This window comes from Brevibacterium sp. BDJS002 (assembly GCF_028201555.1).
In the GTDB taxonomy this organism is placed as follows: Bacteria; Actinomycetota; Actinomycetes; order Actinomycetales; family Brevibacteriaceae; genus Brevibacterium; species Brevibacterium aurantiacum.
Genome location: NZ_CP116392.1, coordinates 2,897,087 through 2,918,428, shown reverse-complemented (window position 1 = coordinate 2,918,428; position 21,342 = coordinate 2,897,087). Strand labels below are relative to the sequence as shown.

Below are 21,342 nucleotides of genomic sequence, written 5' to 3'. Positions count from 1 at the left end.
AGAGTAGGAAGTCCGGACACCAGAAGTCAAGACACACAGTGCCAACTTCCCGTCAGCCCACGCCCTACACCAACGAGTCCCGCCACGCCTTGTGCAGCTGCGCGAACTTGCCCGCCCCTGAGATCAGCTCATCCGGCGTGCCGTCCTCGATGATCCGACCGGAGTCCATGACGAGAACGCGGTCGGCGATCTCTACGGTTGAGAGCCGGTGGGCGATGATGATCGCGGTGCGCCCCTCGAGCACCGTCGCCAGTGCCTTCTGGACCAGGCGTTCGGACGGGATGTCGAGATGGGCGGTCGCCTCGTCGAGGACGACGATGTCCGGATCGGCCAGAAATACGCGGGCAAACGACACGAGCTGACGCTGTCCCGAACTCAGCCGACCGCCGCGCTTCTTCACATCGGTCTCATAGCCCGCGGGCAGTCTCCGGATGTAGGGGTCCAAGCCGACGGCTGTGGCCGCGGCGACGACGTCGTCATCACCAGCGTCGGGATTGCCGATGCGAATATTGTCGGCGATCGTGCCCGCGAACAGGAATGACTCCTGGGTGACCATGACCACGCTCTGACGCAGCTCGGCATCGTCGAGATCACGCAGGTCCACCTCGTCGATGGTGATGCGACCTTCGCTGGGATCGTAGAACCGGGTGACCAGTTTGACCAGGGTCGATTTGCCCGCGCCGGTGGCACCCACGAGCGCCACGATCTGGCCTGCGGGGATGCGCAGGTCGAATCGGGGGAGGACATCGGGGCCGTCACCGTAGGAGAAGCGGACATGATTGAGGTCGATCGAGCGGCCGCTGGGCTTGGCAGGCAGATCCTCCGTCGCCGAGGTGGTGCCTGAGGTCTGGTCGGACCTGTGCGCGGGCAGCGACTTGGGGCTCGTTGGTGCGACCACCTCGGGGTCGGTGTCGAGGACGGCGGCCATCTTCTCCAGCGCCGCCGAGGCGGACTGGTAGAGGTTGAAGGACTGAACCAGTTCATCGAGCGGACCGTAGAAGCGACGCAGATAGAGGATGAACGCGGCGAGCACACCGATCTGAGTCCATCCCTCGATGACGAGCCAGGCACCGACGATGATGATCACGGTCTGGGTGACGTTGCCGACCAGCCGCGTCCAGCCAGCGAACCAGGCGACTCCGCGTAGAGCATCGGTGTTGGCATCGCGGTACTGGGTGTCCTCGTCCTTGAGCGTGCCGCGGCGGTCGGGCTGCCGGCGGTAGGCCTGCACCGCTCGGATCCCGCCCATGGTCTCGACGAAGTGGACGATGACCTTCGCGATCGAGGTCCGCGTCCGGCGATAAGCGCTGCGCTGCGAGGTGTGCGCGGACTTCGTGATGAAGAAGAGCGGGATGAATCCGAGGAAGACCACGACGGCCAGGGGCACGTCGAGGACGATGAGCGTCACGGCGATGAACGTCATCTCGAACAGCGCCAGCGCCGTGTCGAAGAGGGAGTAGGTGAGGAACTGCTGCACCGACTCCATGTCCGAGGTCTGTCGCGACACCAGCCGGCCAGAAGTCGAGCGTTCGTGATAGCCCAGATCGAGGCGTTGGATGTGTGTGAACAGCCGTTCGCGCAGACTGTAGACGACCTTTTGTGCAGTGATGCCGACCAGCCTCGTCGAGGCGAAGGCGAGCACGGCCGAGGCGATCGCTGAGATGACGAAGGCCGACACTGCCCGAATCAGCGGCCCCGGATCGCCTTCGACCGCCTTCGGCACACCATTGTCGAGGGCATCGGCGATGAAGATCGGACCGATGACGAGGAAGAGTGCCGTGAGCACGACGATGACGAGCAGGAAGATCGCCATCGGCAGATGGGGACGGACCAGGGAGAGCAGCAGCCTGCGGGCCTTCTTCGCGATGTCCGGGGGAAGCTGCTCGACCTCGTCCTCATTGAGACGGGGAATGCTCATCGGCCACCTCCCTCAGTCGAGTGCTGGGACGTCGAGTGCTCGCTCGTCGCAGACGCGCCCATGAGTTCGCGATACAGCGGGGAGGATCCCAGCAGCTCATCGTGGGTGCCCAGTGCGACGATGCGTCCTTCGTCGAGGACGGCAACCGCATCGGCCAGCGCCGAGGTGGACGGGCGGTGGGCGATGATCAGCGTCGTCGAATCGGGCAGTATCTCCCGCAGTGACCGTTGCACCCGATCCTCCGTGTCGACGTCGACGGCGGACAAGGGGTCATCGAGGACGAGGATCCGAGGTGCGCCGATCACAGCGCGGGCCAGCGCCAGCCGCTGTCGCTGCCCACCGGACAGGGACAGGCCCTGCTCACCGACCTGGGTGTCCAAGCCCTCCGGCAGCCGTTCGACGAAGTCCTTCGCGGCCGTGATCTCCAGGGCCTGCCAGATGGCGGCATCATCGACCCCGGGCGCACCCATACTCACGTTCTCGGCCACCGAGGTGGAGAACAGGATGGGGTCTTCGAAGGACACGGACACGAGGTTGCGGACCTCATTGACGGGCAGATCGCGAATGTCGGTGCCATCGATCCGCACCGATCCGCCGGTGACGTCCTGCAGCCGCGGGACGAGAGAAGCCAGCGTCGTCTTGCCCGAGCCCGTGGCACCGACGATGGCCAGGGTCTGGCCCGGAGCAATGTGGAGATTGAGGTTCTTCAGAGTCTCACGGTCCGTGTCGGCGAAATGGAAGTCGACATCCTCGAAATCCAGCTCACCCTGATAGCGACGCACATCGGGAGCATCGGCGATCTTGCCGTCAGTGTCGGTGATGTCGTGTCTGATGTCGATGACTTCCCAGTATCTGGCCGCGGCGGTCAGGGCCATGAGGGCATCGGCGAGGAGGAAGCCGAGCATCTCGATGGGCATCCGCATCACCATGGAGATGGTCACACCTGCGACGACGGTGCCGATCGTCGTCCACCCCTGCACGACGCCCCACGTGCCGACGGCGACGATGGCTGCCTGGGCAAGTGTGGGCAGGAGGATGAGCACGCTCCAGAACCAGGAGTCGAGCTTGGCCTTGCGCACCTCGAGACCCTGGAACTTCCGCGACAGCAGGGAGAAGCGCTGTGCGGCCCAGGGCGAGCGGCCGAAGGACTTGAGGATCCGGATCCCCTGAATCGACTCCTCGACCTCGGTGGTGATCTCACCGACCGTGTCTTGGGAGCGCCGGGAGGCCTCGCGGTACCTCTTCTCGAAGACCGTCACAGTCGCAATCGTCGGTACGGCCATGATCAGCATGATGAGGCCGAAGACCGGTTGGAGGAAGGTCAGGATGATGGTGCCGATGATGATGATCAGCGGAGTGGTCACGAGGAAGGGGATTCCGAAGGCGAAGAACCGGCGCAGCTGGGACAGGTCATTGATCGCGCGCGAGAGCAGCTGCCCGGACTCCCAAGAGTCGTGGATAGCCACCGAGGTGTACTGCAGTCGGTCGAAGAGACGTGAACGCCAGGTGATCTCCCATTGGGCGACGACCGGGGCAACGAGCATGCGCCGTGCCCACAGTGCCACCGCCTCGGCGATGCCGATGAGAAGGACCCCGAGCACGGGCAGCCACAGCCCGGACAGATCGCGGTGGGCGATGGGGCCGTCGATGATGTGACCGGTGATCAGGGGGATGATCAGCTGGATGCCGTTGGCCAGGAGCGTGAGCGCGAGTACAGCGATGTACACGCCGATGCGAGAGCGCAGATCGGGCCAGAAACGTAAGAGGGGACGCACCTTCAAGAGCCTAGTCGGAGCGCGTGTCGGAGTCTATGGTTCGCACAATCGGGCTTTCCTTCTTCCCCGGGCTCAGGCTGCAACCGCGGGTGCGTTTGCGGAGTCTCACTCTTCAGTCGAACGCAGTCCCATTCTGCGAGACGATCCATTGCGACGTTTGACACCTTTGTCGCCGGAGGTGAACTATTGAGCCATGACTCACCTTCTTGTCGTCGTTATTACCCAGCGCGCGGATCTTCCGTAGCCTGTCAACACGACATGTTCCGCGCGCCCCTACCGAAACCGGAGGGGCTTTTTTCATGCGGAGACAAGATGGATCACTAGGAAGGATACGAAACGATGGCAGCCACGCCCTCGGCCCAGTCAGCGGGAACTGGCACCGCGCCCAGCGCAGCCCCGGTCACCGCGACCCCGTCAAGCATTCGACGCAACTCGACCCCAGAGGTCCTCACCGGAGCGCAGGCAATCGTCCGCAGCCTCGAGCTCCTCGAGGTAGAGACGGTCTTCGGCCTTCCCGGCGGCACCATCCTTCCGACGTATGACCCACTGTTCGAGACCGACAAGATCCGCCACATCCTCGTTCGCCATGAACAGGGCGCCGGACACGCGGCCGAAGGCTATGCTGCGGCCTCGGGCAAGCTGGGCGTGTGCATCGCGACCTCGGGTCCAGGAGCGACCAACCTCATCACGGCGCTCGCCGACGCCCACATGGACTCCGTGCCCGTCCTGGCCATCACCGGCCAGCAGAGCTCGAAGCTGCTGGGCACCGACGCCTTCCAGGAAGCCGATATCGTGGGAATGACGATGCCGGTGACCAAGCACAGCTTCCTCGTCACCAAGGCCGAGGACATCCCATCGGCGATCCTCAACGCCCACCACATCGCGACCACCGGCCGGCCCGGCCCGGTCCTCGTCGACGTCACCAAGGACGCACAGACGGGCACCGCCCCCTTCGTCTGGCCCGGAGAGCCGCAGCTGCCCGGCTACCGTCCTATCCTCAAGCCGCACGCGAAGCAGATTCGCGAGGCCGTGAGGCTCATCTCGGAAGCTCAGCGCCCCGTGTTCTACATCGGTGGCGGAGTCATCCGTTCGCAGGCCGACAAGGAACTGCTCAAACTCGCCGAAGCGACCAACATTCCCGTGGCCACCACCCTGATGGCCCGTGGCGCGTTCCCCGACTCGCACCAGCTCCACCTCGGAATGCCGGGTATGCACGGCAGCGTGCCCGCCGTGACCGCCTTCCAGAAGGCCGACCTCCTCATCACCATCGGTGCCAGATTCGATGACCGGGTCACCGGCAACCTCGACTCCTTCGCCCCGAACGCGCAGGTCATCCACGCCGACATCGACCCGGCGGAGATCGGGAAGAACCGTGACGTCGAGGTCGCCATCGTCGGAGACGCTCGCGAGGTGCTGGCCGAGATGCTCAGCGAACTGCGAAGCAAGTTCCCCAAGGCACTCGAGCGTCAGCGCGAACCCTGGTGGCGCTTCCTCAACCGTCTCAAGACGACCTACCCACTGGGCTACTCCACGCAGGACGAACTCTGCGATCCCCAGTATGTGATCTCGCGGATCTCGGCGCTGACCGGACCCGAGGCTGTCTACGCCGCCGGTGTGGGCCAGCACCAGATGTGGGCCGCCCAGTTCGTCGAGTTCGAACGCCCCAAGTCCTGGTTGAACTCCGGTGGCCTGGGCACCATGGGCTACTCGGTGCCTGCCGCGATGGGCGCGAAGGTCGCCGAACCCGACCGTGTCGTGTGGGCCATCGACGGAGACGGATGCTTCCAGATGACCAACCAGGAGCTCGCGACCTGCGCGCTCAATGACATCCCGATCAAGGTTGCGATCATCAACAACTCGTCCCTGGGCATGGTTCGCCAGTGGCAGACCCTGTTCTATGACGGGCGATACTCCAACACCGATCTCAATACCGGGCACGAGACGATCCGGATCCCCGACTTCGTCAAACTCGCCGAAGCCTACGGCTGCCTGGCCCTGCGCGTGAACAGCAACGACGATGTCGATGCTGCGATCAAGACGGCGCTGGAGACCAACGATCGTCCCGTCGTTCTGGACTTCACGGTCCCGCCGGATGCCATGGTGTGGCCGATGGTCGCCGCCGGTGTGTCCAACGATGAGATCGAATACGCCCGCGGCATTCGCCCCGAGTTCGACGGCGAAGGCGACGAGCAGGCCGAGAACCAGATCGCAGACGCCGGTACCGAAGAAGACGGCACGGTTCGCTCCGTGGCACAGATCGAAGGAGGCCTGGAATGAACAACCGGCACACACTCTCAGTCCTGGTCGAGAACAAGCCGGGCGTGCTGACCCGCTTCACCGGCCTCATCGCCCGCCGCGGCTTCAACATCCACAGCCTCGCCGTCGGCGTCACCGAACACGATGAGCTCTCGCGCATCACGGTCGTCGTCGACGTCAAGGACGTGCCGCTGGAGCAGGTGACCAAGCAGCTGAACAAGCTCGTCAACGTCATCAAGATCGTCGAACTCGAACCGGCCACCTCGGTGCGCCGGGCCCACATCATCTACAAGGTCAAGGCCAACGCCACCACCCGCCCACAGGTTGCGGCGGCAGTGGAGATGTTCCGGGCCAAGATCGTCGACGTGGGACCCGATTCCGTCAGCGTCGAGGCCACCGGCGAGCTGGGCAAGGTCGAGGCCCTGCGCGATGTCCTCGAGCCATTCGGGATCAAGGAAATCGTCCAATCGGGCACCGTGGCCATCGGCCGCGGCTCGAAGTCGATCACCGACCGCGCCCTGCGCAGCTGAAGCCTGGCGATACTGCGCACCTCAACCCAGCGCAGCTGAGGACTTCTCGTTCCACTTCGTGGAACGTCAACCATCTCAATAAGTGAACAGCAGTACCGAACTGTGAAACAATGGGGGAGTACCCCAAACCTCTGAAGGAGCAAGAGAACTATGGCAGCAGAACGCTATTACGACGACAATGCAGACCTGTCCGTCATCCAGGGCACGAAGGTTGCCGTCGTCGGCTACGGCAGCCAGGGACACGCACACGCACTGAGCCTGCGCGATTCCGGCGCCGAGGTCCGCATCGGCCTCAAGGAAGGCTCCGCCAGCCGCGACAAGGCTGCAGCAGAAGGCCTCGAAGTCGGCACCCCGGCCGAGGTCTCCGAGTGGGCCGACCTCGTCGTGATCCTCGCCCCGGACCAGGTCCAGGCCGAGATCTACAACGCTGAGATCGCACCGAACCTCAAGCCCGGCAATGCGCTGCTCTTCGCTCACGGCTTCAACATCCGCTTCGACTACATCCAGCCTCCCGAGGGCGTCGACGTCATCATGGTCGCTCCCAAGGGACCGGGCCACGTCGTGCGTCGCGAATACGTCGACGGTCGCGGCGTCCCCGTGCTCGTCGCCGTCGAAGCAGACGCCTCCGGCAAGGCCTGGGACCTCGTCCTCTCCTACGCCAAGGGAATCGGCGGACTGCGCGCCGGCGGCATCAAGACCACCTTCACCGAGGAGACCGAGTCGGATCTCTTCGGCGAGCAGACCGTCCTCTGCGGTGGCACCTCCCACCTCGTGCAGTACGGCTTCGAGGTCCTCACCGAGGCCGGTTACCAGCCGGAGATTGCCTACTTCGAGGTTCTCCACGAGCTCAAGCTCATCGTCGACCTCATGGTCGAGGGCGGAATCGCTAAGCAGCGTTGGTCGATCTCCGACACCGCTGAGTACGGCGACTACGTCTCCGGTCCTCGCGTCATCACCCCTGACGTGAAGAAGAACATGGAAGCCGTCCTCGCCGACATCCAGAACGGCAAGTTCGCCGAGCGCTTCATGAACGACCAGAAGAACGGTGCGGCCGAGTTCAAGGAACTGCGTTCGAAGGAAGAGACGCACCCGATCGAGACCACCGGCCGCGAACTGCGCAAGATGTTCGCATGGCTCAAGGACTCCGATGACGACTACACCGAGGGCACTGCCGCTCGCTGATCGTCTTACCTCGATGCCCCGGAAGCCTGCTCGGCCTCCGGGGCATCGTCGTGTCGGCTCCCGTCGGGAGGTGACGATTTCCGCTCGTGCATGAGTCGCATCGGCGGTGATGTGAATTACTCTTGGGATCGTGACGAACTACAGATTCGAAAACTTCAAGCCAGCCTTCGACGAGTCGACCGGAGCCCCCGATGAGCGCACACAGGGGTATTTCGCGTCGACGAGCGTGGGATTCCATGACGCTCGGTCGACCGATGATGCGCTGAAGAATCGCGTCGAGCGAGCCATCGCCGACGGGCGGAACCTCACCGCCGTCTACGCGAAGCAGGAATACGAGCACGCCCTCGACGCCAGCGTCCCCGTGGCGACCTTCGCGTGGTTCGAGAAGCTGGTCAACGTGGGAGGCGGGCGTCTGGTGCCCGGCCACCTGATCACCTGGGTGACGGTGCGGCCCACCCATCGCAGGCGGGGGCTGCTGAGGTCGCTGATGACGACCGACCTCGCCGAGGCGAAGGCAGCCGGATACCCATTCGCCGCACTCACGGCGACCGAAGGTGGAATCTACTCCCGCTTCGGATTCGGCGTAGCCACCTGGGCACACTCGATCGAGGTCGACACCTCACCGGGGTTCAAGATGGTCCACGAACCCGACCGTCGGGTCGAGATGTGCCTGCCCAGCGAACTGCGCGAGCTGGCACCGAAGATCTACGGAGAGTTCATGCGCACCTCCCCAGGTGCCATGGAGCGCCAGCAGACCTACATCGAGCGTGCCACCGGAGACCTGAACACGGACACCGGCGAGGCTGATCGTGGTGTGCGTGCCGCCCTGCACTTCGACGAACAGGGCGAAGCCGACGGCTACGTGTCCTATAAGTTCGCCGGCTGGTCGAAGAATCCGCCGACGATCGAACTCATCGATTTCGTCGCTGTCACCGATGCCGCCTACGCCTCACTGTGGTCATTCCTGGCCGCCATCGACCTGACGACGAGGGTGACGTTCGGAGAGTCTGCCGAGGACTCACCGCTGCCGTGGCTGCTCACAGACTCCCGCCGAGTCCGGACCGTGTCCACTGAGGACAACATCTGGATCAGGATCCTCGACGTCAAGGCCGCCCTTGAGGCTCGTCCCTGGTACGTGCCGGGCACACTGGTCCTCGAGATCGACGACTCCCTCGATTTGGCTGGTGGTCGCTACACGATCACCTCAGACGGTGAGAACGCCGTCGTCGAGACCGCCCCTGATTCGACCCCGGCAGACCTGAGTCTCGGCATCGCGGAACTCGGGTCCCTCTACTTCGGCGGCGCCGACCCGGTGATCCTCGCCGCGCGGGACGCATCGACGAGAACGTGCCTGGTGCCGCAGTGCGCGCCAGCTCGATGTTCAACCTGGGCCGGATGCCGTATTCGCCCAACGGGTTCTGACGTCGACATCTGCGTGACTCGGCCGGGGCACTCGCCTGAGTGAGCCGAGACTCACTTCCCATAATTTGAGACTTTGTGAATGCATTCACAAAGTCTCATAAGATGGACGCGTCCCGGACGCAACAGGAGGAACTCAGTGCCCAAGCCCATCGTGCTCATCGCCGAAAATCTGTCACCGGCAACCATCGATGCCCTCGGAGGAGACTTCGAGATCCGTCACACCGAAGGTGCTGACCGCTCCCAGCTCCTCAACGACATCGTCGATGTCGACGCGATCCTCGTCCGCTCCGCGACCCAGGTCGACGCCGAGGCGATCGCCGCGGCGAAGAAGCTCCAGGTCATCGCCCGCGCCGGGGTCGGACTCGACAATGTCGACGTCCCAGCTGCCACCTCGGCGGGCGTCATGGTCGTCAACGCTCCGACCTCGAACGTCATCTCCGCGGCCGAGCTCACCATGGCACACATTCTGGCCTCCGCACGCTACTTCGGCGCCGGCAACACCTCGCTCAAGGCGGGGGAATGGAAGCGCTCGAAGTACACCGGCGTGGAACTCTACGAGAAGACTCTGGGCATCGTCGGACTCGGACGCATCGGCGGCCTCGTCGCCGAGCGTGCCAAGGCCTTCGGCATGCGACTGGTCGGCTACGACCCCTACATCACGCAGGCACGCGCCGCGCAGATGGGCGTCGAGGTCGTCGACCTGCCCGGACTGCTGGCCGTGTCCGACTTCGTGACCGTCCACATGCCCAAGACGCCTGAGACGATCGGCATGATCAGCACCGAAGAATTCAAGGCCGCCAAGTCCGGCGCCCGGTTCATCAACGTCGCCCGCGGCGGCATCATCGACGAGGACGCCCTCGCCGAGGCGGTCGCAGCAGGTGAGGTCGGCGGTGCAGGCATCGACGTGTGGAGCACGGAACCCCCTGAGCACTCGGCGCTCATGGACCTCGACGCCGTCAACGTCACGCCCCACCTCGGCGCATCGACCGCTGAAGCGCAGGAGAAGGCCGGCGTGGCCGTCGCCAAGTCCGTGCGCAAGGCACTGGCCGGTGAACTCGTCCCCGACGCTGTCAACGTCGCCGGTGGAGCCATCCACGAGGACGTGCGCCCGGGCATTCCCCTGGCCGAACGTCTGGGCCGCGTGGTCAACTCGCTGGCCAACTCCTCGGTCACCCACTTCAAGGTCGAGGTCAACGGCGAGATCGCAGACAAGGACGTGTCCGTCCTCAAGCTCTCCGCTCTCAAGGGTCTGTTCAAGGACGTCGTGTCCGACCAGGTCTCCTACGTCAACGCACCGCTGTTGGCCGAGGAGCGCGGAATCGGCGTCGAGCTCGTCACCGATCCCTACTGTGAATCCTTCCGCAACGTCACGCGGCTGACCGCGACGACGAGCGAAGGGCAGCGGATCTCTGTCTCGGGCACCGTGACCGGACCGAAGCTCGTGCAGAAGCTCACCGAGGTCAACGGCTTCGAGCTCGAGATCGAACTCACCGACAACCTGCTCATCTTCCGCTACGAAGATCGCCCCGGAATCATCGGGCAGCTGGGCCAGGCGCTGGGTGCCAACGAGATCAACATCGCCGGCATGCAGGTCTCACCCTCTGCGACCGACAACGATGCGCTCTCGGTTCTCGCCGTCGACTCGGCGGTGTCCGAGGAAGTCGTCAAGGCCGTGGCCGGAGCCGTCAACGCCTCAGCCTTCAGCGGAGTCTCACTGAGCGAGGACTGACCTCCACCGGACACATCAGATCGAACGGGGCCCGTTCACCTCTCACGACGAGGTGAACGGGCCCTCATCGTCCCCCAGGTCCAGAGTTCATCGGCGAGCACCGCGGCCGAGATGCCGATGAGGGCACCTGCGATCGTGTCGGAGAGCCAGTGCACCTGCAGCGCGGTCCGCGACCACATCATCAGCAGGATCCAGACCGCGGCCAGGAGCATCGACCAGTGGAACCGCAGGACGACAGGCTCGAGTGGGGGAGTGATCTCGGTCGGAACCGCCTTGACCTCGTTCGTGCTCTCAGGCGGAAGCGCCAATGGGGCGACCGCGCCCGCCTCGGCCAGACGCAGCATATGCGCCCGAGAGGCTATGAAAGCGAGACTGAGGGCAAGCGCGGCCGCACCCATGGAATGTCCCGACGGGTACGAATAGCCCAGGGAATCGTAGAGCTGCTCGCTGGGGCGGACCCGGGTCACCACGGCCTTGAGCAGCTCGGACAGCGCGACTCCCAAGACCATGGTGGTCACGAGGACGCCAGCGGAACGGAACTGTCGCAGGAGGACGAAGACCGCACCCAGAAGTCCCGTGCAGATCACGACACCCGTGCCCCCACCCATCTCGGCGAGGGTGACCGCCACCCAGTACGGGACGGTGTCGGATTCGAGCCCGACGAGGCTGAGCCAATCCTGGTCCAGCGTCGTGGGGCCGGAGACATTGACTCTCAGCCACAGCCCGAAGGCGATGACCAGGAGAATCGCAGGCAGGGTCGACCAGAGGATCCACGAAGGCTGACGGACCGACACGTGCGAGGACTCAGGCGTTCCAGAGACCGTAGGTTGATGCCAGGGACGCGATCTTCTTCGCGCGTGCCAGACGGGGGAGGTACGAACCGTCTGTGATCTCGGATCCGCCCTCGGCGGCTTCGAGCAGCTGTCGAGCCCAGTCGCGCTCGTCCTCGCTCGGGCTCATCGATTCGTTGAGGGTCACGACCTGATCGACGTTGAGCACGAGCTTTCCGGTCATGCCCATCATGTGGGTCACCTCGGCGTCATTGCGGACCTGCTCATCGCTGGCGGTCGCCGCTGATGGGCCGTCGATCGCACCGGGCAGTCCGCCCATGCGCGAGGCGATGGTCAGACGCGAGCGAGCGTAGGCCAGTGCCATCGGATCACCGGAGAAGCCGGTGTCCTTGCGGAAGTCGTTCGTTCCGAAGGCCAGACGGAAGGTGCCGGGCGCCTCGGCGATCTTGGTTGCGTTCTCCACGCCCATGGCAGATTCGAGCAGGGCGATGACCGGCAGTCCTGCCTTCGCACGCATCGCGGTATAGGAGACCTGTTCGGGGCGTTCGGTCTCCGGCAGCATCACGCCGCGCAGTCCGGGCAGCATGGCGATGGCGGCGAGGTCGTCATCCCAGAATTCCGAGTCCATCTTGTTGATGCGCACCCAGGCGGACATGCCGCCTTCCAGGGCACGCACGACATTGTCCCGGGCGGTGATCTTCTTGTCGTCGGAGACCGAGGCCTCAAGGTCGAAGATGACGGAATCCGATTCGGAGATCTGCGCCTCGGTGAAGATCTCCTCTTTGGCGGCGTTGACCAGCAGCCAGGAGCGGGAGAGCTTGGCGGGGAGGGATGCGGCTCGGGCGTTGCGGATCGTCTCTGTCAATGATCGACTTTCTCTGGGGTTTGTTGCTTCGGGGTTGTTCCTCCCATCTTCGGCGTTCGGGACGCGGAATTGTAGTCGGGAACGAAGTTTGAGACATGAAATTGTGGATGACGGGATTTGCCGACTCCGAGCGCCCGGTAGTGTCCGAATAGTAGGACGACCTAGTTGCATGGTGAGATGAGTTCTACTCTGAAACCATGAAGTTTTCAATTGCGGTCATGCCCGGCGACGGAATCGGCAACGAGGTCGTCCCCGAAGGTCTCAAGGTGCTCAAGCGTGCGATCGAGGTGTCCGGAGAGCCGGTCGAACTCGATCTCACAGACTACGATGTCGGCGCCAGCCGCTGGCACGAGACCGGCGAGACGATCACCGACGACGAACTGGAATCGCTGCGCAAGCACGATGCCATCTTCTTCGGCGCCTGCGGCGATCCGAGCGTGCCCTCGGGCGTGCTCGAGCGCGGTGTGATCCTCAAGATGCGCTTCGGTCTCAGCCACGCAGTCAACCTGCGCCCCTCGAAGCTCTTCTCCGGTGTCACCAGCCCGCTGGCGAACCCGGGTGAGATCGACTTCGTCGTGGTCCGTGAGGGCACCGAAGGGTCATACACCGGCATGGGCGGCTCCGTCCGCACGGACACCCCCTACGAGGTCGCCACCGAGGTTTCGGTCAACACCTGGTACGGCGTGGAGCGGGCAGTCCGCGACGCCTTCGAGCGTGCGCAGGCCCGAAACAAGAAGCTCACCTACGTGCACAAGCACAACGTCATGGTCCACGCCGGTCACCTGTGGCGTCGCGTCGTCGAGAAGGTCGGCGCCGAATTCCCCGAGGTGACGTTCAACTACGAACACACCGATGCGTGCACGATCTACATGGTCACCGACCCCTCGCGCTACGACGTGATCGTCACCGACAACCTCTTCGGTGACATCCTCACCGACCTCGCAGCCGCGGTCACCGGCGGCATCGGCCTGGCCGCCTCGGGCAATCTCAATGTCGAAGGCACGGCACCGAGCCTGTTCGAACCGATCCACGGCTCCGCGCCGGACATCGCCGGGCAGCAGATCGCCGACCCGACCGCGTCGATCCTCTCCGGTGCGCTCATGGCTTCACACCTCGGCCTCGACGTCGTCGCAAAGTCGATCGAGACAGCTGTCGAAGCCGATCTGGCCGATCGGGACGGAACCAAGCGCTCCACCGCCGAGGTGGGCGACGCGATCGCGGCTCGCCTGGGCTGAGCTTCCCGTCTGGTTTCACCCCGCTGCTGCGGCCTGAATCATCATCACCCCGGTGCGACGCGCACCGGGGTGATGGACTACCCTGACAGTGTCACTCATCACAAATGAGAAAAGAGTTCTTATGACTAAGTTTGCCGTTCTCAAAAACATCCAGCCGCAACCCGAGCTGGTGCGCGAGAACATCAAGAAGGACCCCGGATTCGGGTTGTACTTCACCGACCACATGGCGCACGTCCGCTACACCCTGGACGATGGCTGGCACGCACACCAGGTGCAGCCATACGCGCCGTTGCAGCTCGATCCTGCGGCGGCCGTGTTCCACTACGCACAGGAGATCTTCGAAGGTCTCAAGGCCTACCGTCACGCTGACGGTTCGGTCTGGACCTTCCGTCCTGATCGGAATGCCGCTCGCATCAACAAGTCCGCCGAACGGCTCGCACTGCCGCAGCTGCCGGAAGAGGACTTCATCGAGTCGCTCAAGGCCCTGGTCACCCTCGACCAGCAGTGGGTCCCGACTCCCGAGTCCGAGGCCGACGAGTCGAGCCTCTACCTGCGTCCGTTCATGATCGCCACCGAACGTTTCCTCGGTGTGCGCTCCAGTCATGAAGTGGACTACTACGTCATCTCCTGCCCGGCCGGCCCTACTTCTCCGGCGGCATCGAGCCCGTCTCGATCTGGCTGTCGCAGAACTTCAACCGTGCAGGTGCCGGCGGCACCGGATTCGCCAAGTGCGGCGGAAACTACGCCAGCTCACTGGCCGCGCAGAACGAAGCCGCAGCTCAGGGGTGTCAGCAGGTGCTGTTCACCGACGCTGCAGAGGGCAAGTACATCGACGAGCTCGGCGGCATGAACCTCATGCTCGTGACCAAGGACGGCCGTCTGGTCACTCCGGAACTCGGCGATTCGATCCTCGACGGTGTGACCCGCCGTTCGCTGCTCGACCTCGCCCCGCAGCTGGGTCTCGAGCCCGAAGAGCGCAAGGTCACCATCGACGAATGGCGCGAGGGTGCTGCCAACGGCGACATCGTCGAGGCCTTCGCCTGTGGCACCGCCGCGGTCGTCACACCGATCGGTCGGGTCGTCAGCAATGACTTCACCATCGATCACGGCACCGAACCGGGCGCGAAGACCATGGAGTTCCGCAAGACGCTGCTCGACATCCAGTACGGTCGGACCGAGGACAAGAACAACTGGATGGTTCGCCTGGCCTGAGGCCTGGGGTTTAGGCGCTGCTCAGGCAGGTCGGCTCAGAACGTCCCGCGTTGAGAGGGTCGGATGCTGCGATTTCGATCGCGGCACCCGACCCTCTTCGTGTGCCATGACAGTCTCAGGCATGTGCCATGACAGTCTCTGGAGTTTCGACCTGGGGCTCGGCCTGCCTGGTCCAATAGGCGTACTCCATCTAGACGTGTCCCATCGGGCGGCTTGGAGTGTTCAGACGGGTCGCGGGCAATTTTACTCACAAATGAGTTAAAGAGGTATTGTGGCCTCGTGTCTACTGCAACCTCGGCGACAACGCCGACCGCTTCCGAAGTCGTCGCCAACCTTCCCTGGCGATGGAGAACCCAAGGTGCCATCTTCATCATCGGCGGCTTGGGGTTCATGTTCGACGCTTGGGACGTCGCCCTCAATGGGTTCCTCATCCCGCTGCTCAGCGACTACTGGAGCCTGAGCGTCGGCCAAGCCGCCTGGATCGCCACTGCCAACCTCATCGGCATGGCCCTGGGCGCCTTCATCTGGGGCGGCATCGCCGATGTGATCGGCAGGAAGAAGGCATTCACCCTCACTCTGCTGGTGTTCTCAATTTTCACCGTCGCGGGAGCATTCTCTCCGGCGTTCGGTTGGTTCATTCTCTTCCGATTCCTTGCCGGATTCGGGCTTGGTGGTTGTATTCCGGTCGACTATGCCCTTGTCGGTGAATTCACCCCCAAGAAGCACCGGGGCCGAGTCCTCACCGCGATGGACGGGTGGTGGCCCATCGGCGCTTCACTGTGCGCCTTCGTCTCCGCATGGCTGCTGGGCGTGGGGGATTGGCGCCTGATCATGCTCGTCATGATCGTGCCCGCGCTGCTGACCGTTGCCGTGCGTTTCGGAATTCCCGAATCGCCGCTCTACCTTGCCTCTGTCGGGCGCTACAAAGAGGCCGATGCGATCATCGCCCGGCTCGTTGAGCGCACCGGCGCCGAGGTGACGACCTGGACCCATGAGGTCCCCAAGACGGCCGAAGGTGCGACTGCGGCCGAAGGTGCGACCGCGACGACGGCCGGAGCCGCGTCCCAGGCAACTTCGAATGCGCCGTCCCAGCCCGGCAGGGTCACCAACGTCAATGCACAGCTACGCGCTGCCACCGGCCAGCTGGTGCAGCTATGGCAGTACTCGGCCAAGACGACTCTCGTCTCGTGGTCCCTGTTCGTCTCCGTTCTCCTGGTCTACTACGCGGCACTGACATGGTTGCCGGGGATCCTGAAGAAGCAGGGCATGGGGGACCAGGCGGCATTCATGGTCACCGGTTCGATGACCGCGGTGGGAATCCTCGGTGTAATCGTCTCGGCACTGATCGTCGAACGGGTCGGTCGGAAGTGGGTGCTCGGCACCACGTCGATTGTCTCCGCGCTCCTGCTCGTCGTTGCTGCAGTGTTCATCGAGGCTTCCGGTTCGGAGCTGACATTTGCCGCCAAAGCCAGCATCATCGGGTTCGGTTTCGTTGTGCAGATCGCGATTCCCACCCTCTACACCTATGTCTCGGAGCTCTACCCGACTCGTCTGCGAGGATCGGGATTCGGTTGGGCATCGGCGGCGTCGCGAATCGCGACCGGCATCGCACCCCTGGTCTTCGGTGCGTTCATGTGGCCGGTGCTCGGCCTGACGCTGACGTTCATCCTCACCGGTCTGCTCGTGGTTGTGGCAGTGGTGCTGATGGCTCTGCTCGCACGAGAGACCACAGGCGAAGCGCTCGGCTGAGGCTCCCATCGCTCGATTCCACCTTTGACTTGGGATGATGGACGACGAAATTCTCGTGTCAGGGGCGACCGCTAACGTGTTCCTATGGATGCAGAACCAGTTTCAGATGTGATCGCCGAGATTCATCGGTGGCGCGAGAAGCTGTCTGATCTGCCTCCGGCACGGACCGAGCATGAAGCGATCGATCGGATCACTGCCCTGGAAGAACTGGTGTCCGTGAGCGCGGCAGCGCAGGCCAGAGAAACCCTGACCTTCGACATGCATCGTCGGAATCGTGAAGCCGAAGAAGGAGTGCCGAGTCGCAAGCAGGGCAGAGGCCTGGGCGCCGAGATCGGACTGGCGCGGAAGGTGTCTCGAGCCCGTGGAAGCAAACTGCTCGGCTTCTCTCGGTCGCTGCTGATGGACCTGCCCAAAACCTATGCCTCGTTGAAGAGCGGCAACATTTCGGAAGAGAAAGCACGCGTCGTCGCGAAGGAAACCGACTGGCTCCCCAGGGACAAAAGACACCAAGTCGATGAGCGGATGTCCGATCGTCTCTCCGAGGTCGGCGTCGGTCGATTGGGCAATGAAGTCCGAGCTCTTGCCCAGCAACTCGACCAGAAGGCTGCCGTCGAGCACCTCGACAGATGCATGGAAGAGCGTGCCGTCAGCGTGCGCCCAGCACCAGGAAACATGGCGTATCTGACGGCGCTCCTGCCCTTGTCGCAGGCCGTGGCGGCGTATACCAACCTGGCGAAGTCCGCGCAGTCGATCGTGGGAATAGGACAGGCCGAAGGAAGATCTCAGAGCCAGATCATGGCCGATCTCCTGGTCGAGAGAATCACAGGGCAAGATAACGCTGAGGCCATTCCCACCGAAGTTCACGTCGTGATGAATGAGAGCAGCCTCTTCTCCCCAGGCGACACCCCGGCATGGTTTCCCGGCTTCGGCCCGATCCCCGCGAAGACCGCACGTGATTTCATCGCCGACAACGAAGCCGCGACGTTCATCCGCCGGCTGTACACACGACCATCCGACGGGCAACTGGTCCGGATGGACTCGAAGCGGCGTGAGTTCTCCGGTCTGCTCCGGCGCATGGTGGTCATCCGCGATGATGTCTGCCGCTCACCGTGGTGCGATGCCAAGATCAAACATGCCGACCACGCACAGTCATATGCCGCCGGCGGAGGGACCGACTGGGACAACGCCTCAGGTCTCTGCGCAGCCTGCAACTTCCTCAAAGAGGTGCCGGGATGGCGGCACGAGGCCACGGCAGAAGAACTGGTCGTACGAACTCCCACCGGACATCGCTACCGGATCGGCACCCGACCGATTGGAAAACCCGACGCGAACTCTCGAGAACGTCCGCGTTCCAAGCTCGCAGATGAACAGGCCCCCGATCCGGTCAGCGAGCCGAATCTCTTCTCTGTGAGAATCCCACCGTTGCGAAAAGTGAAAGCGCCGAGACTTGTAGAACCGTTTGAATCGCTGAACGTCGATGTTTGGGAGCATTATGAGGAGCCCCCGAGCACAGTGGAAGTGTGCCTCGGGCGACAGGTCGCCGATTACGCCTCCACGGCATGACGTCCTCAGCCAGTCTTCGGAGCCAGCCGCCTGAGCTAGACACCAGAACCGGGTGCCAGACTCAGGCGCCAGCTGCTCAACCCACTGGAGAGAATTCTCCCTGAATTCAACTGATCGACTGCCGACGTCGTTAGGGTGGGGAGCATGGATGATCATGCCGAGTGTGAAGTGCTCGGAACCTCACCCGCAGAGCTCGACGTTGAGCTCGTGTGGGGCGTACCAGGCGGACTGGGCCAGAGTTGGGAACCCGTAGGCTCGGCAGCCGGAATCCCGGGAGTGCTCCCGCCTCCGTCTGAGGTCGAGGAACTCTACGCTGCTGCCGCAGCCGAGCCGCCCCTCAACGAAGATCCGAAGCATGCCGCACTGTTCGGCAGCCTTTACGATCTCTCGGTCCGAAACGGCCAGGTTCTCGTCGCAGCAACACATTCCGAGGGACGCCTGAGATCAATCGCCTACGGTCATTTCTGGTCCTGGGCCGAACAGGACCACGAATGGGCGCATGAACTCCGTTCCACCCTCGGGGACGCCGCCGCGACAATCGAATGGTCGTTCGCGCTCAACCTGTTGGCACGTGACCCTCACCTGCATCAGTCCGGACTCGGACGAGCGACGTTGCAGGGCTGGTTGGCCGGCATCAGCGGATACAGCTGCTGGCTCCAGACCACCGACATCGACAGCCCCGCCCGCCGACTCTACGAAAGCCTCGGGTTCTTCGACCTCGGCCACGGACCCGAAGCACCCAACGGTCAGCCGGGACTGATCATGTTCCGACCACCGTTCTGAGCCGAACCGCCTGCTGTGCAGGCACCCGAGCTCGGCGGTGCTCAACGATCACTAGGATGGTGGCATGCGCACAGAAGCTTCGGCAGATGACCAGACGAACGAGAACTCCACCGCGGCAACCCAGCCGCATGATGCTGCCCCGATGCCCCACGATGAGAACCTGTGGCTCGAAGACATCCACGGGGAGGACCAGGTCGCGTGGGTGAAGGAACAGAACACGACCACCCTCGCCCGCTTCCATGATGATCTCTTCGACTCCATCGCCGGTGATATTCAGACCGCTTTGGACTCTGAGGGCAAGATCCCGATGGTGGCCAAACGCGGCGATCACTACTTCAACTTCTGGCGCGACTCCACGAATCCCAAGGGCGTGTGGCGACAGACCACCTGGGACAGCTATGTCTCCGAGTCCTCGGAATGGGAAGTTCTCATCGATATCGACGCACTCGGCATCGCAGAGGACACACCCTGGGTGTGGGCCGGAGCCTCGGTGCGTCGTTCGGACAACGCTCGTGCGCTCGTCTCTTTGTCTCCCGATGGTGGCGACGCCCACCGGGTGCGCGAATTCGATCTGGTGACCAAGTCCTTCGTCGCCGGAGGCTTTGACCTGCCCTCGGCGAAGACTCGCTTCGCCTGGCTCGACGACGACACGATCATCGTCGCTACCGATACCGGCGAGGACTCTCTCACCACCTCGTCCTATCCGCGTCAGGCTCGAGTTCTCACACGTGGGCAGGCCATCGCAGATGCCCCGATCGTCGCCGAGGTGCCTCGTGACCATGTCGCAATCTTCGTCGGCAGCGACGTGGGAGCAGCAGATCCTGATTCCACCGACCGGGCGTTCGCCATCGACGCGATCGACTTCTTCAACACGCGGATGAGCTTCATCGACCTCGACGATGTCAGGGACGAACCCGGGTCGATCTCAACCACCGCCTCGGCGTGGGAGAACAAGCTGAGCGTCGTGGATGTCCCGACCGATGTGGAGGTCGGGTTCGAACGAGATTTCGTTCTCTTCCGTCCCCAGTCTCAGTGGGATCATGAGGGTCTCACAGTCGCGGCCGGAGGTCTGGCTGTTGCCGATATCGCCGAGGTGAAGGCCGGGAGAATCTCCCCAACCGTCATCTTCACCCCAGATGAGCACACCGCCCTGCAGTCGTGGACATGGACACGGGACTACCTCGTCCTCGAGCTGCTGAGAGACGTGCAGTCGCAGCTGGTCGTGCTTGACCCGAACGACAACTTCTCCTCGTCCCGACTGCCCGGGGTCCCAGCCAATCACATGGTCGGGCTCGGAGCCGTCGACAAACATGATGACGCGACCGCAAACGACTATTGGCTGGTGAGCACGGGCTTCCTCACCCCAACAACCCTGTCGTACGGGAGCCTGGGGTCTTCCGGCGAGACCGAGAACTCCAGCAGCTCCGTCACTCCAGAAGTCATCAAGTCGGCACCAGCCCTGTTTCCCGGCGAAGGGTTCCGCGTCGAACAGCACTTCGCCACCAGCGACGATGGAACGAAGATCCCCTACTTCCAGATCGGCGACAGCGGCCTGGAACTCGATGGGAAGAATCCGACCCTGCTGGACGGATACGGCGGTTTCGAAGTCAGCCGAACACCGGTCTACTCCCCGGTCATGGGCATCGGCTGGTTGGAGCGCACGACAGGAACCGAGGCCTCGCTTCCAGCAAAACGACGCGGGGTCTACGTCCTCGCCAACATCCGCGGCGGCGGGGAATACGGGCCAGGGTGGCACACCTCGGCGATGCGGGAGAACCGGATGCGGGCCTACGAGGACTACGCCGCGGTTGCCCGAGACCTCATCGATCGGGGAGTGACGAGTCCGTCGAGCTTGGCCTGCGCCGGCGGATCGAACGGAGGACTGCTGGTGGGGAACATGCTCACCCAGTATCCCGAGCTCTTCGGTGCGATTTCGTGCGGAGTGCCTCTTCTGGACATGCGCCGCTACACCAAACTGAGCGCGGGCTATTCGTGGAAGGCCGAATACGGTGACCCAGATGTGGCCGAGGACTGGGCGTTCATCCAGAAGTTCTCGCCCTACCATCTGCTCGAAGACGGCACGGACTATCCGCCGGTGCTGTTCTGGACAGCGACGTCTGATGATCGTGTGGGACCAGTCCAGGCACGCAAGATGGCTGCCCGAATGCAGGATCGCGGCATCGCTGATGTGTGGTTCTTCGAAGACACCGAAGGCGGACACTCGGCGGCATCGGACAACAAGCAGGCGGCCTTCACCCGGGCCCTGAGCTACCGGTTCCTGTGGAACTCACTGACCGGCGAGTGAGCAAGTTCATAGCTTTGCAGTCGAGCT

14 protein-coding genes and 1 pseudogene are annotated in these 21,342 nt (G+C 63.5%); 11 read left to right on the top strand and 4 right to left on the bottom strand.

Annotated features, from left to right (window positions below; genetic code table 11):
- Window positions 1-64: 64 nt before the first annotated feature.
- Window positions 65-1,918 carry an ABC transporter ATP-binding protein gene (locus PGC08_RS13500; protein ID WP_271708607.1) on the bottom strand — a complete coding sequence of 618 codons (1,854 nt, stop codon included), beginning with the start codon at window positions 1,916-1,918 and terminating at the stop codon, window positions 65-67.
- Complete coding sequence (locus PGC08_RS13495) at window positions 1,915-3,693, bottom strand: ABC transporter ATP-binding protein (RefSeq protein WP_308298382.1); 1,779 nt, start codon at window positions 3,691-3,693, stop codon at window positions 1,915-1,917. Before PGC08_RS13495 ends, PGC08_RS13500 begins: the two co-directional genes overlap by 4 nt.
- Window positions 3,694-4,032: 339 nt before the next feature.
- Here PGC08_RS13495 and PGC08_RS13490 point away from each other — a divergent pair, with 339 nt between their 5' ends.
- The 5 genes from PGC08_RS13490 (at window position 4,033) to serA (ending at window position 10,812) form a co-directional block, all read left to right on the top strand.
- Window positions 4,033-5,970 carry an acetolactate synthase large subunit gene (locus tag PGC08_RS13490; RefSeq protein WP_069600490.1) on the top strand — a complete coding sequence of 646 codons (1,938 nt, stop codon included), beginning with the start codon at window positions 4,033-4,035 and terminating at the stop codon, window positions 5,968-5,970.
- Window positions 5,967-6,479, top strand: coding sequence for an acetolactate synthase small subunit (gene ilvN / locus PGC08_RS13485; RefSeq protein WP_009882629.1), 513 nt, complete (start codon window positions 5,967-5,969; stop codon window positions 6,477-6,479). The genes PGC08_RS13490 and ilvN overlap by 4 nt, the downstream gene beginning before the upstream one ends.
- Before the next feature lie 150 nt (window positions 6,480-6,629).
- Window positions 6,630-7,661, top strand: coding sequence for a ketol-acid reductoisomerase (gene ilvC / locus PGC08_RS13480; protein WP_271708606.1), 1,032 nt, complete (start codon window positions 6,630-6,632; stop codon window positions 7,659-7,661).
- A gap of 130 nt (window positions 7,662-7,791) precedes the next feature.
- On the top strand, window positions 7,792-9,126 hold the full coding sequence (locus PGC08_RS13475; protein ID WP_271708605.1) for a GNAT family N-acetyltransferase: 1,335 nt from the start codon (window positions 7,792-7,794) through the stop codon (window positions 9,124-9,126).
- 93 nt (window positions 9,127-9,219) lie between these two features.
- Window positions 9,220-10,812, top strand: a complete 1,593-nt coding sequence (serA, locus tag PGC08_RS13470) for a phosphoglycerate dehydrogenase (protein ID WP_271708604.1) — start codon at window positions 9,220-9,222, stop codon at window positions 10,810-10,812.
- Window positions 10,813-10,847: 35 nt separating this feature from the next.
- Here the strand turns inward: serA and PGC08_RS13465 are convergent, their stop codons facing one another.
- Window positions 10,848-11,606: a phosphatase PAP2 family protein gene (locus PGC08_RS13465; RefSeq protein WP_125240614.1), complete on the bottom strand. Its 759-nt coding sequence runs from the start codon at window positions 11,604-11,606 to the stop codon at window positions 10,848-10,850.
- Between the two features lie 10 nt (window positions 11,607-11,616).
- A complete protein-coding gene (locus tag PGC08_RS13460; RefSeq protein WP_096161176.1) occupies window positions 11,617-12,468 on the bottom strand; it encodes an HpcH/HpaI aldolase/citrate lyase family protein in 852 nt (283 codons plus the stop codon).
- 197 nt (window positions 12,469-12,665) lie between these two features.
- On the opposite strand from PGC08_RS13460, the gene PGC08_RS13455 reads away from it, so the two are divergent.
- The 6 genes and pseudogenes from PGC08_RS13455 to PGC08_RS13430 all read left to right on the top strand — a co-directional run bounded on the left by PGC08_RS13455 (window position 12,666) and on the right by PGC08_RS13430 (window position 21,315).
- Window positions 12,666-13,703 carry a 3-isopropylmalate dehydrogenase gene (locus PGC08_RS13455; RefSeq protein ID WP_009882623.1) on the top strand — a complete coding sequence of 346 codons (1,038 nt, stop codon included), beginning with the start codon at window positions 12,666-12,668 and terminating at the stop codon, window positions 13,701-13,703.
- A gap of 121 nt (window positions 13,704-13,824) precedes the next feature.
- Window positions 13,825-14,915 (top strand): annotated as a pseudogene (locus tag PGC08_RS13450) (branched-chain amino acid aminotransferase).
- A gap of 279 nt (window positions 14,916-15,194) precedes the next feature.
- The gene (locus PGC08_RS13445) at window positions 15,195-16,664 is read left to right on the top strand and encodes an MFS transporter (RefSeq protein ID WP_271708603.1); all 1,470 of its coding nucleotides are present in this window, start codon (window positions 15,195-15,197) and stop codon (window positions 16,662-16,664) included.
- An 84-nt stretch (window positions 16,665-16,748) separates the two neighbouring features.
- Complete coding sequence (locus PGC08_RS13440; RefSeq protein WP_135447707.1) at window positions 16,749-18,227, top strand: HNH endonuclease; 1,479 nt, start codon at window positions 16,749-16,751, stop codon at window positions 18,225-18,227.
- 144 nt (window positions 18,228-18,371) lie between these two features.
- Window positions 18,372-19,010: a hypothetical protein gene (locus PGC08_RS13435; RefSeq protein ID WP_271708602.1), complete on the top strand. Its 639-nt coding sequence runs from the start codon at window positions 18,372-18,374 to the stop codon at window positions 19,008-19,010.
- Between the two features lie 64 nt (window positions 19,011-19,074).
- A complete protein-coding gene (locus PGC08_RS13430; RefSeq protein WP_271708601.1) occupies window positions 19,075-21,315 on the top strand; it encodes a prolyl oligopeptidase family serine peptidase in 2,241 nt (746 codons plus the stop codon).
- The last annotated feature ends 27 nt before the right edge of the window (window positions 21,316-21,342 follow it).